Source organism: Pseudomonas sp. BNK-15 (assembly GCF_047456105.1).
GTDB lineage: Bacteria > Pseudomonadota > Gammaproteobacteria > Pseudomonadales > Pseudomonadaceae > Aquipseudomonas > Aquipseudomonas putida_E.
In genome coordinates, this window is sequence record NZ_CP179898.1 from 1314132 (window position 1) to 1326666 (window position 12535).

Genomic DNA, 12535 nt, shown 5'->3' on the forward strand with positions numbered 1-12535 from the left:
TTATCACATGATGCCTTGAAACACCTGCGTTAGAGCATTGACACCGCGCTATCAATACCATCGATTGTTACCATTACCCGTATGAACTTCTCTCTGGCGTTGCCGAGCGTAGCATTGGCTTCGTACCCACTTTCCAGCCCCCGAGAGGAGCACCGAAATCATGAAACGCCAATTGCTGACCCTGACGCTGTCCATCCTTGCTGCCAACGCCTTCGCCGTTCCAGCTGCCGATCAGCACCTGACCGCCGAATCGCGCTCCAGCGCTGTTGAAATGGCCCAAACGCTGAAAACCGTTGCCGAAGGTGGTGCCGAGCGTCTGATCGAACGCAGTGGCCGTGTTGCCGAAGGCGGTTCGGATCGCCTGATCGAGCGCACTGGCCGTGTTGCCGAGGGTGGTTCGGATCGTCTGATCGAGCGCACCGGCCGTGTTGCCGAGGGTGGTTCGGATCGTCTGATCGAGCGCACCGGCCGCGTTGCCGAGGGTGGTTCGGATCGCCTGATCGAGCGCACCGGCCGCGTTGCCGAAGGCGGTTCGGATCGCCTGATCGAAATCAGCCGTGTGAGCTGATCTCCATGGCCGAAAACAACAACCTGCATCAAAGTGCCTACCCACCTCCCAGCCCGGTCAATTGACCGGGCTTTGTTTTCAGGTAACACCGCCCCGCGCAACTGGTAATTCTGCTAGTTCCACATCGCCCATCGCCATTGCTAGGTTACTGAAGGTATGGCTACGGAGCGTTCAAATGAGAAACCCGGCAACCGATCTGATAGCACTCAGGCCTGACTGGCTGGACGAAAGACTGCTGGCGCTCATTGCCCGGCCGATCGAGAACAGCGAAGAGGCCAAACGAACCTTCATTGAACTGTTGGCGCAGCCAAGCCTGCAGGGCGATGCATTGCTTGCCGATCTGCCTAAGTTGCTTCGGTTTCATACAACCTGTGCCATGCATGACGGTGCTCTGGCATCGATGATCTCGATTCACTACAACTTGTGCATGGGCTCGATCAAATCGATGGGCAATGACAGTGACTATGTGCGCAGCCTGTACAAACAGTTGAACGAAGGCACGGCAATCGGTGTATACCTCGCCACGGAACTGGGGTATGGCAGCAATCTTTTCTCACTGGAAACAGAAGCACGCTATTGCCCCGAGCGACAGATATTCGTGCTTGATTCGCCCAGCCGCCAATCCTACAAGTTCATGCCAAACAGCACGCATAGCCCCTTGCCCAAGATTGCAGTGGTGATGGCGCGCCTGATGGTCAATGACAAGTTCATCGGTATCTTGCCGTTTCTTGTGCCACTGCATGCGGGCGACACGGCCTTCCCCGGTGTTCGTATTACTGCACTGGGCCACAAACCAGGGATGCACCTGGACAATGCCATGACCTCGTTCGAAAACGTTGAACTCCCTTACGAGGCGCTCTTGCAGCGAGGCACCATCGAACTGGACCGCGATGGGCAACTGCGCACGCTGGCCACTACACGCAGCCAACGCTTCATGCGCTCCATCGAACGTGTCCAGTCCGGCAAGCTGTGCATGGCCAGTTGCGCCCTGGCGGTGGCGATGGCCGGCTTGCATATCAATTACACCTACGCACAGAAACGCCAGACCTTCAGCCCGGCCGGTCCGGTCAACTTGCTTGCCCATCCCACATATCGCCACCCACTGGCCATTGATGTCGTGACCAACCTAGTTCATGCCGCGTGGCTTGAACAGATCGTCGCCGGGCACGGCAAGGATGCGCTCAAGCCTTTAGCGCCTGACGTACTCAACGAAGTGGCAATTCTCAAGGCAGTTTCAACCTGGGCCAGCCAGGACATTCTGGTGCGCTGCCGTGAACGTTGTGGCGCACAAGGCATGTTCGCGGCGAACAAGATCATCGGTTACCTGTTGAACAATAACGGCGCGATCACTGCCGAAGGCGAAAACCTGGTGATCATGCTCAAGGCCGCTGCCTACTTCATGAAACACGCGGCCCCAGCCAGCGCGCACGCAGTGAAGGGCAAAAAGCGCCAGCGTCTGCTCGAACACCTCGACACCTGTATCGACCTCATCCGCTCAGGCATTGCCGACAAGCGTGACCGGTTCTTGCAAAGCGAGGACATGCTGCTGCTGGCCAAGCTGCTGGGGGTACGCATGGCCAGTGTGCGCTACCTGGCCCATATCGATGAAAGCCCACTGGATGGCGTTATCCTCGATGTGTTTCTGCTCAGCCAGTTAGAGCAACACGCTGTGGCGCTGGTACGGACCCAGGCAGCATCCTCCAGGCAGATCAGGAGCTGGGCAAACCGCAAACAGGCACTGCTGGTACAGCATGCACCCTTGATTCTGGAGCGGTTGAAACGCATGGACATGAGAATGTTGGAGGTGCCGATCAGCAGCGACAGCTACATCGAGCATTACGCGTCCCGCCACCACGACGGGCAGGCAGCGTGAAACCTTTTTTTGACTTTTGTCCATGAGCCAATAAAGTGCAGGTTTCCTTCGCGATCAATGGCCTGACATGCTGCCGCGCGCCGAACAGAAGCTACAGACTCGCCAGGCCCTGCTCGACGCGGCCTGCCAGCTCATGGAAAGTGGCCGTGGTTTCGGCAGCATCAGCCTGCGCGAAGTGGCCAAGGCCGCCGGCATCGTGCCCACCGGGTTCTATCGGCACTTCACCGACATGGACGCCCTGGGCCTGGCCCTGGTGGCCGAGGTCGATGACACCTTCCGCCAGACCATCCGCCTGGTGCGGCAGAACGAGTTCGAACTCGGCGGTATCACCGACGCCTCGGTACGCATCTTCCTCGACGTGGTAGCCGCCCACCGGGCCCAGTTCCTGTTCCTGGCCCGCGAGCAGTACGGCGGCTCGCAGGCAGTGCGCCATGCCATCGGCCGCTTGCGCCAAGGTATCAGCAACGACCTGGCCACCGACCTTGCGCGAATGAAACGCTGGCAGCACCTGAACGGAGCAGCGCTGGCGGTGATTGCCGACCTGGTGGTGAAGACCGTGTTCGCCACCCTGCCGGAACTGATCGACAACCCTGAACAAGGTTATCCACAGGCGCTGAGTGCACGGGACAAGATCACCCAGCAGTTGCGCTTCATCTTCGTCGGTGCGCGGCATTGGCAGGGTTTGGGTAATCCGGGCTGAAGCGCACTTCTGCTACCATGGCGCACTGCCGATTGTGACGAGCGCATTCATGTCCGACCCCCGCCCCACTCCAGCCGAACTGGCCCGCTTCAACCAGCACTTCGCCGAACGCATCGTGCCAGTGTGGCTGGGCTCCGGCTGGAATCCCGAAATGGCCCTGCCCTACGAGGCCCTGGATGCTACGCACCGCCCGCTGCCAGTGCAGCGCTACCGGGCGATGGCCTGCGCGCGTCAGTTGTACCTGTTCAGCAGCCGTATCGAGCAACCGGGAGCGGCAGAGCGGGCCGCAGCCCTGTTTCGCTCGCTGCAGCGGCATTTCCACGACGCCGAACATGGTGGCTGGTTCTACAGCATCGATGCCCAAGGCAAGCCGCTGGACCGGCGCAAAGACCTCTACACCCACGCATTCATCGTGTTTGCCTGCGCTCATTACTGGGGAAAAGTCCGCGAAAGCCTGGTGGAATCGGCGCTCAATGCTGCCCTCGAGATCGTCAGCGAGCAGTTTGCCCGCGATGACGGCCTTTACGAAGCGAGCCTCGGTGAAGACTGGTCCGACCTCGGCAGCGGCCCGCTGCAAAACCCACAGATGCACCTGGCCGAAGCCTTCCTGCAGGTTCTCGCCGTGCGTGCAGATCAAGGTGTGCAACAGGCACTGCTGCAACTGTGCCAAGCCCTGCAGACGCACTTCATCGAACCGCAACATGGCCTGATGCTGGAAAAACCCCGCGGTGCTGTGGATAACTGGTTCGAGCCGGGGCACCAGTTCGAGTGGTTCTACCTGCTGCATACCTCGGCACTGCTGCGCGGTACGCCGCTGCATGCGTCCATCGACCGCGCATTCGCTTACGCCGAGCAGTGCGGAGTGAAGGATGCTGCCGTGCTGGCGATGCTGGCTGTGGATGGCCAGGTGATCGATGCGACCCAGCGGATCTGGGCACAGGCTGAGTATCTGCGGGCGCTTGCACTGCGGCCAGGGAGTGGAGTGAAGCTGGCTGAGCAGTTGCAGGCAATGCACCAGCGCTTCCTGCACGATGGAGGCTGGTATGAGTGCCGCGATGGTGAAGGTGCGGTCAGCAGGCATGACATGCCTTCGACTACGCCCTATCACCTGGCGACTTGCCTGGAAGGCTTGCAGCGCCTGAACTGACGCAATTGCCGGCAAGCTGGTTTTTCCACAGGGCAAGCGGGGCCGCAACACCTGTGGCAGCCGGCCTGCCGGCGATTGGGCAGCGAAGCAACCCTACTGCATCAGCCCTTCACCGAACGATCAATCGATAACCCAGCCCAGTCCTGGCTCACTGGCATAAGCTCCAGGCTGTTGATGTTGATGTGGGCCGGCTGGTTGAGGATCCAGAAGATGGTCTCGGCGATATCCTGCGGCTGAATAGGCTCGGCACCGGCGTAGGTGGCATCATACTTGGCCTGGTCCCCACCGAACCGCACCAGCGAAAACTCACTTTCACACAGCCCTGGCTCAAGGTTGCTGACACGCACACCCGTGCCACGCAGGTCACAACGCAAGCTGAGCGAGAACTGGCCGACGAATGCCTTGGTACCGCCATAAACGTTGCTGCCAGGGTACGGATAGTTGCCCGCCACCGACCCCACGTTGAGGATCGACGCCCCCCGGCCGTGGGCGATCAGGCGTGGCAGCAGCAAGCGGGTGGTGTACATCAAGCCCTTGATGTTGGTATCGACCATGGTTTCCCAGTCGTCCAGGCTGCAGTTCTGCGCCGCATCGACGCCCAGCGCAAGGCCTGCGTTATTGACCAGCCCGCGTAGCTTGTCAAAGCCCGCTGGCAGGTTGGCTATAGCGTGTTCCATGGCCTTGCGGTCACGTACATCGAGCACCAGGCCGTGCACTTCGGTCTTGGCCGACAGTTCGGCGCACAGGGCATCCAGGCGATCCTTGCGCCGGCCGGTGAGGATCAGCTTCCAGCCGGCGTCGGCGAAGCGGCGAGCCGTGGCCTCGCCAAAACCGGAAGTCGCGCCAGTGATGAATACGGTGGACGTCATGCTCTGTTCCTCGCTGTGGATTATTTTCGGCAAGCTTTGCAGCATGCCCGCGACGGGCGTAGTCAGCAAGCCATCGAGGCACTTGGTCATTTTTTGTACATTACCCGCAAAGCCGCATGGCAGAGGGTCCAGCGCGAGCTATGCGCATGTTATCCACAAGGCTTTCCCCACGGATTGGGGGCAACTTCGCCATCAGGCGGAACCCTTTCAGCCACCTACGGTCAGGATCACGCGTTGCGGTAATGGCGCACCCTTTCAAACATGCCGCTTACAGCAGTCTGTCCAAGGGTTTCGCACAGAGTTATCCACAGGCTGGTAGCCTATCGTTAGCGCTCTAAGGCGTCTGCGAAAACCCGCGCTGAATGACTCATAACAGCAACTGATCAAAATATGAACAGAACCTTGCAGGCCTTGATCTCATTGGGTTGCAGCTAGATGCCACCATGTTTTCCACAGGCGGCTCCACATTATCCGTGGACAACAATGAGCCTGTGGAAACAATGGCTTGCGTAGGGGTTGTGGCAAAGCTCAAGAAAGATATGCGACAAGTTGTCCACATTCGCCAGGTGATGCCGATCGGGGCCGCACAGCAGCCCCGGATTCAGCTTAGTGCCCGCCAAGATAGGCGCTGCGAACCTCTTCGTTGACCAACAACTCCTGCCCGGTGCCGGTCATGCGAATCTCGCCGTTCACCATGACATAAGCCCGGTCGGACAACTTCAAGGCATGGTTGGCGTTTTGCTCCACCAGAAAGATGGTCATCCCGGTCTTGGCCAGTTCGCGCAGGGTCGAAAAGATCTGCTTGACCACGATCGGCGCCAGCCCCAGCGACGGCTCGTCGAGCAGCAGCAACTTGGGCCGACTCATCAGCGCACGGGCAATGGCCAGCATCTGCTGCTCACCACCGGACATGGTCATCGCACGCTGGTTGCGCCGCTCCTTCAACCGAGGGAACAGCTCGAACATGCGTTGCATGTCCTCACTGGCATATTTGTCACCGATAGGGATGGTACCCATCATCAGGTTTTCCTCGACGCTCATGTCGGGGAACACCCGGCGCCCTTCCGGCGACTGGGCGATGCCATTGGATGCGATGTAGTGCGACGACTTGCGGGTAATGTCGGTGCCACGGTAGACAATCTGCCCCGAGGCTGCGCGCGGCTGGCCGAAGATGGACATCAGCAGGGTCGACTTGCCGGCACCGTTGGCGCCGATCAGGCTCACGGTCTCACCTTCATCGATGTGCATCGAGACCTTTTTCAACGCCTGAATCGGCCCGTAGAACACGTCCAGGTCCTTCAGTTCCAGAATGGGTGCACTCATACCAGCTCCTCTTCGTCGGCACCCAGGTAGGCGGCGATCACCGTCGGGTTGTGGCGGATATCCTGCGGCGCGCCTTCGGCGATCACGTTGCCGTGGTCGAGCACGACGATATGGTCGGAAATGCTCATGACCATGCCCATGTCGTGTTCGATCAGCACCACGGTGATGTCGTGCTCGTCACGCAGCACGCGGATCATACGGCTAAGTGCTTCGGTCTCCTGCGGGTTGAGGCCGGCCGCCGGTTCGTCCAGGCAGATGATCTTCGGCCGCGTGCACATGGCCCGGGCGATTTCCAGGCGGCGTTGCTGGCCATACGACAGCTCCCCGGCCAGGCGGTTGGCACAGTCGACCAGATCGACTACCTCCAGCCAGTAGAATGCGTGGTCCAGGGCATCACTCTCGGCCTTGCGGTAGGCCTTGGTGTTGAGCACGCCGGCCAGCAGGTTGCGGTTGACCCACATGTGCTGGGCGACCAGCAGGTTTTCCACCACCGACATTTCCTTGAACAGGCGAATGTTCTGGAAGGTGCGCGCCAGCCCCGCGCGGTTGACCAGGTGGGTGCCACCGAACATCTTGTAGTACAGGCGCGAACCAAAACGTGCCGGCGAAACGAAGTCCGCCGCCTGGAAGCGCTCACCAAGCAACTGGATGACGTTGGTATGGCTGCCGCGCACGTTCAGCTCGATGCGCCCGCCGCTGGCCTTGTAAAAACCGGTCAGGCAGTTGAACACCGTGGTCTTGCCGGCGCCGTTGGGGCCGATCAGGGCGAAGATCTGGTTACGCTTGACCTTGAGGCTGACGTCGCTGAGCGCCTTGATGCCACCGAACTGCATCATCAGGTTGTCGACCGAGAGAATGATTTCGTCGCTCATGGCGCCACTCCTTTACGCGGGACCACACCGGCGCGGCTGATGCGGATCAGCCCACGCGGTCGCCAGATCATCATCAGCACCATCAGCACACCGAACAGCAGCACCCGGTATTCGGAGAAGCTGCGCAGCAGCTCCGGCGCTACGGTCAGTACGAACGCAGCGATCACCACGCCCACGGTCGAACCCATGCCGCCCAGTACGACAATGGCCAGAATCAGCGCCGACTCGAAGAAGGTGAACGAGGACGGGTTGACGAAGCCTTGGTAGGTGGCGAAGAACACCCCGGCGAGGCCCGCAGTGGAGGCCCCCAGGGTGAAGGCCGAAAGCTTGACCAGCACATGGTTCAGGCCCATCGAGCGGCAGGCGATTTCGTCCTCACGCAGCGCTTCCCAAGCGCGGCCAACCGGCATGCGGGTCAGCCGATGCTTGATGTACAGCACCGCCAGCACGACCAGGAACAGCACGGCATAGATGAACACGAACTTCAGATTGGCGTTGTAATCGAAGCCGAAGTACTCGTGGATCGGCACCCCGCCATCCTTGGCTCGACGGCCGAACTCCAGGCCAAAGAAGGTCGGCGCCGGGGCCGGCATGCCGTTCGGGCCACCGGTGAACGACAGCCAGTTGTTCAGCACCAGGCGGATGATCTCGCCAAAGCCCAGGGTCACGATCGCCAGGTAGTCACCGTGCATGCGCAACACCGGGAAGCCCAGTATGCACCCCGCCAGAGCCGCGGCGATGGCCGCCAGTGGCAGCACACTCCAGAACCCCAGCCCCAGGTACTGATAGCCCAGCGCCAAGCCATAGGCGCCAATGGCATAGAACGCCACGTAGCCCAGGTCGAGCAGGCCCGCCAGGCCCACCACGATGTTCAGGCCAAGGCCCAGCAGCACGTAGATCAGGCCGAGGATGACCACGGTCAGCAGGTACTTGTTGGCGAAGATGGGGAAGACGATGGCGATCACGATCAGCGCCGGAATGATGTAACGCAGACGCGACTTGTAGTTCGGTGCATTGACGTGCACCCCCGAGCCGCCGCTGTCGAAGCCTTGCAACATGCGTTTGCCTGCGGCGGTCTGCAGGTACAGGCTGAGCAGGAAGCGCCCGGCCATCACGCCACCGACCAGCCAGGCCACGCGGCGGGGTTCGGCATTGAAGCTATAGCCGTCGAGCACCACGCCGACGACCGGACCAAAGACAATGAGCGCGAGCAGGCCGGCGACGATGGTCTCGAGCAAGCTGCGTTTGAGATCGAAACCTTGGGTTTCGGAAACGGAGGCAGTTTTGGCAGTGGACATGTTCACACCTTAGCCACGAGCGGGCGACCCAACAGGCCTTGTGGGCGGAAGATAAGGATCAGCACCAGCAGCGAGAAGCTGAACACGTCCTTGTAGTCGGAGTTGATCAGGCCAGAGAACAACGACTCGGAAATACCCAGGATAATCCCGCCCAACATGGCGCCGGGCAGCGAGCCGATGCCGCCGAGCACCGCAGCGGTGAATGCCTTGATGCCGATGATGAAGCCGGCGTAGAAGTCGAAGGTGCCGTAGTTCATGGTGATCAGCACACCGGCAAGCGCAGCCATCACCGCGCCGATGACGAACACGTAGGAGATCACCCGGTCGGTGTTGATGCCAAGGATCGAGGCCATCTTGCGGTCTTGCTGGGTAGCGCGGCACATACGGCCGAGCTTGGTGTACTTGATCACATAGGTGAGCAGCCCCATGCCGACGAATGCGGCAATCAGGATGAAGATCTTGGTGTAGGTCAGTTGCACGAAGCCAGTGCCCACTTCGACGCGCCAGGCGCCTTCGAGCAGGGTCGGCACGCCTTGCTGGCGGGCGCCCTGGCTGATCTGCGCATAGTTTTGCAGGATCAGCGAGATGCCGATGGCACTGATCAGCGGTGCCAGGCGGGTGGAGTTGCGCAGGGGTTTGTAGGCGATGCGTTCAATGGTGAAGCCATACACACCCGTGACGACGATGGTGAACAACAAGGTGCCCAACATCAGCAGGGGGAACGACTCGATGCCGAAATAAGCCAGCAATGCCAGGCTGATTGCCGCGAGGTACGCGGAAATCATATACACCTCGCCGTGCGCGAAGTTGATCATGCCGATGATGCCATAGACCATTGTGTAGCCGATGGCGATCAGGCCATAGACCGACCCGAGGGTCAGGCCGTTGACCAGTTGCTGCAGGAAAATACCATCCATAACGCAATCTCACCTGAGCGAGACTGCACAAGCGCCGAGCACGCCAGGCCACGGATAAAGCGGCCCTCGCAGCGCAGAACCGTGCAGATCTCCGAATAAAGACAGGTACCGCAGGGGCATCGGCCCGGGCGCAGGCCCGGGCTGGCTGCCGTTGTTATTTTTGTTTTTCCAGCTGGTGGTACTTGCCGTCCTTGTCCCACTGATAGACCACGTAGTCAGAGACAGTCAGGTCGCCTTTGCTGTCCCACTTCTTCTCGCCCATGACGGTCTGCACCGAGTTGGCCTTGAGCCACTTGGCAGCGTCTTCGCCCTTGTTCGACTTGGCGCCGTTGAAGGCAGCGGCCAGGGCTTGCAGCGAAGCGTAGGCGTAGAGGGTGTAGCCTTCAGGCTCGGTGCCGGCTTTGCGGAATTCTTCCACCACCGCCTTGCTGTCTGGCAGCATGCGCGGGTCGGCGCCGAAGGTCATGTACACGCCGTCCACGTACTGGGCGCCGCCCGCAGTTGCGACCAGTTCGTCGGTGACGATACCGTCATCGGACATGAACTTGACGTCCTTCAGGCCTTGCTCGCGCAGCTGACGCACCAGCGGACCGGCTTCGGGGTGAAGGCCGCCAAAGTAGACCACGTCGGCACCGGTGGAACGGATCTTGGTCACCACGGCGCTGAAGTCTTTCTCGCCACGGGTCAGGCCTTCATACAGCACCGGCTTGACGCCACGCTTCTCCAGCTGCGCCTTGGTTGCATCGGCCAGGCCCTGGCCGTAGGTGTCCTTGTCGTGCAGCACCGCCACCTTCTTGCCCTTGAGCACATCGACGATGTAGTCACCGGCAACGATGCCCTGCTGGTCGTCACGGCCGCACATGCGGAACATGGCGCTCAGCCCGCGCTCGGTGACTTGTGGGTTGGTGGAGCCAGGGGTGATGGCGATCACGCCTGCTTCGTCATACACCTCGGAAGCTGGAATGGTGTTGGAGGAGCAGAAGTGGCCTACCACACCGATTACCTTGTCCTGATCGACCAGACGGTTGGCAACCGATACAGCCTGTTTCGGCTCACAGGCGTCATCGCCTTTGACCAGGATGATTTTTTCGCCGTTGACGCCACCGGCAGCGTTGATCTTGTCAGCTGCCGCCTGGGCACCTTTCATGTATTGCTCGCCAAACGCTGCGTTAGCCCCGGTCATCGGGCCCGCGACACCGATCTTGACGTCGGCCTGAACATACGAAGAAACACCCAGTGCCGTAGCCACGGCCAGTGCCAGGAAACCTTTCTTGTAAAACGTCTGCGACATGAGGTGGTGCTCCTAGAGTTTTTTTTGGTTGGCACTACAACTTCTCAGCCCTGTGCTCAGAGCAAGGGCCGTGCCATCGGTTTTGTCTTCCGGGAAATCACACTGTTGGGGCCGCGTCTAGGCGACCGACGGCCTTTTCTTTACTGAGTGTGCAACCGTCTGCCACGCGACAAGCGCCACCATGCGCGCAAACAAGGAGCAACCACCGAGTGCCATCATTGCAACCCTGACAAGTGTTTACGTGCAACCACCCTGTAACAGCAGACGTCACCGAAGTGCACACCACTGGTGCGCAACTGCTACAGGCGGCACCGTTTCAAGGCTAGCTGGTGCACGGAAAAACACCTGATTTGTCTGTTTCGGCGTCTTAACACACGCACCCGCTCCCGCCGGTAACGCGTTGCCGGCAAGTTCGGCGCGTTTCCTGTGGCACAATGACCGCCATTCGCCGCTTTGGAGCCCACCCTGATGAGCGAGAGCGCATTCGCTGAGCGCATCGTGCACAACCTGCTCGACACCGACTTCTACAAGCTCACCATGATGCAGGGCGTGCTGCACAACTACCCGGATGCCGACGTGGAGTGGGAATTCCGCTGCCGCAATGGCGAAGACTTGCGCCCCTATCTGGGCGAGATCCGCAACCAGCTCGAACGGCTGAGCGAACTTACCCTCGATGATGGCCAGCTGGCCTTCCTCGAACGCATCAGCTTCCTCAAGCCCGACTTCCTGCGCTTTCTGCGCCTGTTCCGTTTCAACCTGCGCTATGTGCAGGTTGGTATCGAGGGCGACCAGCTGTACCTGCGGCTCAAAGGGCCCTGGCTGCATGTGATCCTCTTCGAAGTCCCGCTGCTGGCCATCATCAGCGAAGTGCGCAACCGCCACCTGCACCCGCGCATGCGCCTGGCCGAGGCCCGTGACCAGCTCTACCGCAAGTTCGACTGGCTACAGGCGCATGCCAGCGCCGACGAACTGGCCGAGCTGCAAGTGGCCGACTTCGGCACCCGCCGGCGTTTTTCCAGCCGCGTGCAGGAGGAGGTGGTGCGGGTACTGCGCAATGACTTCCCGGCCCGCTTCGTCGGTACCAGCAACGTCGATTTGGCATGGAAACTGGATATCAAGCCGCTGGGCACCATGGCCCACGAATGGATCATGGCCCACCAGCAGCTCGGCCCGCGGCTGATCGACAGCCAGATCGCCGCCCTGGACTGCTGGGTCCGGGAGTACCGCGGCCTGCTCGGCATCGCCCTGACCGACTGCATCACCATGGATGCCTTCCTCAGCGATTTCGACCTGTACTTCGCCAAGCTGTTCGACGGCCTGCGCCACGACTCGGGTGAGCCGGTGGCCTGGGCGGAAAAGGCCATCGCCCATTACCAGAGGTTGGGGATCGACCCGATGACCAAGACCCTGGTGTTCTCCGACGGCCTCAACCTGACCCGCGCGCTGCAGATCTTCCGTGCCCTGCGCGGGCGCATCAACGTCAGTTTCGGCATCGGCACCAACCTGACCTGCGACATCCCCGGCGTGGCGCCGATGAATATCGTGCTTAAAATGACCGACTGCAACGGCTCGCCGGTGGCGAAGATCTCTGACGAGGCCGCCAAGACCCAGTGCCGCGACGAGAATTTCGTCGCCTACATGCGTCACGTGTTCAAAATCCCCAGCAAGGAGTAACCC

At 60.6% G+C, this 12535-nt stretch carries 11 protein-coding genes; 5 read left to right on the forward strand and 6 right to left on the reverse strand.

Annotation, left to right across the window (positions count from 1 at the left end; all coding sequences use genetic code 11):
• Positions 1-160: 160 nt before the first annotated feature.
• The 4 genes from ACMGF5_RS05935 (at position 161) to ACMGF5_RS05950 (ending at position 4288) form a co-directional block, all read left to right on the forward strand.
• Positions 161-568 (forward strand): phage infection protein, encoded by a 408-nt coding sequence (locus ACMGF5_RS05935; protein ID WP_414157648.1) that lies wholly within the window; start codon positions 161-163, stop codon positions 566-568.
• A gap of 175 nt (positions 569-743) precedes the next feature.
• The gene (locus tag ACMGF5_RS05940) at positions 744-2441 is read left to right on the forward strand and encodes a hypothetical protein (protein ID WP_237860358.1); all 1698 of its coding nucleotides are present in this window, start codon (positions 744-746) and stop codon (positions 2439-2441) included.
• Positions 2442-2508: 67 nt separating this feature from the next.
• Positions 2509-3141 (forward strand): TetR family transcriptional regulator, encoded by a 633-nt coding sequence (locus tag ACMGF5_RS05945; RefSeq protein WP_115273777.1) that lies wholly within the window; start codon positions 2509-2511, stop codon positions 3139-3141.
• Positions 3142-3190: 49 nt separating this feature from the next.
• A complete protein-coding gene (locus ACMGF5_RS05950; protein WP_204919000.1) occupies positions 3191-4288 on the forward strand; it encodes an AGE family epimerase/isomerase in 1098 nt (365 codons plus the stop codon).
• A 101-nt stretch (positions 4289-4389) separates the two neighbouring features.
• Here ACMGF5_RS05950 and ACMGF5_RS05955 read toward each other — a convergent pair whose 3' ends face one another.
• From ACMGF5_RS05955 to ACMGF5_RS05980, 6 genes are all read right to left on the reverse strand, one after another.
• On the reverse strand, positions 4390-5157 hold the full coding sequence (locus ACMGF5_RS05955) for an SDR family oxidoreductase (RefSeq protein WP_346640875.1): 768 nt from the start codon (positions 5155-5157) through the stop codon (positions 4390-4392).
• Positions 5158-5763: 606 nt separating this feature from the next.
• Entirely contained in the window at positions 5764-6480 is a 717-nt protein-coding gene (locus ACMGF5_RS05960) for an ABC transporter ATP-binding protein (protein WP_012316454.1), read from the reverse strand.
• A complete protein-coding gene (locus tag ACMGF5_RS05965) occupies positions 6477-7352 on the reverse strand; it encodes an ATP-binding cassette domain-containing protein (protein WP_012316455.1) in 876 nt (291 codons plus the stop codon). The genes ACMGF5_RS05960 and ACMGF5_RS05965 overlap by 4 nt, the downstream gene beginning before the upstream one ends.
• Positions 7349-8650 carry a high-affinity branched-chain amino acid ABC transporter permease LivM gene (gene livM, locus ACMGF5_RS05970; RefSeq protein ID WP_046787813.1) on the reverse strand — a complete coding sequence of 434 codons (1302 nt, stop codon included), beginning with the start codon at positions 8648-8650 and terminating at the stop codon, positions 7349-7351. The genes ACMGF5_RS05965 and livM overlap by 4 nt, the downstream gene beginning before the upstream one ends.
• 2 nt (positions 8651-8652) lie before the next feature.
• Positions 8653-9567, reverse strand: coding sequence for an ABC transporter permease subunit (locus ACMGF5_RS05975; RefSeq protein ID WP_012316457.1), 915 nt, complete (start codon positions 9565-9567; stop codon positions 8653-8655).
• A gap of 154 nt (positions 9568-9721) precedes the next feature.
• Positions 9722-10858 (reverse strand): branched-chain amino acid ABC transporter substrate-binding protein, encoded by a 1137-nt coding sequence (locus ACMGF5_RS05980; protein WP_115273774.1) that lies wholly within the window; start codon positions 10856-10858, stop codon positions 9722-9724.
• Between the two features lie 468 nt (positions 10859-11326).
• On the opposite strand from ACMGF5_RS05980, the gene pncB reads away from it, so the two are divergent.
• Positions 11327-12532, forward strand: a complete 1206-nt coding sequence (gene pncB, locus ACMGF5_RS05985) for a nicotinate phosphoribosyltransferase (protein WP_414157649.1) — start codon at positions 11327-11329, stop codon at positions 12530-12532.
• Positions 12533-12535 lie beyond the last annotated feature (3 nt).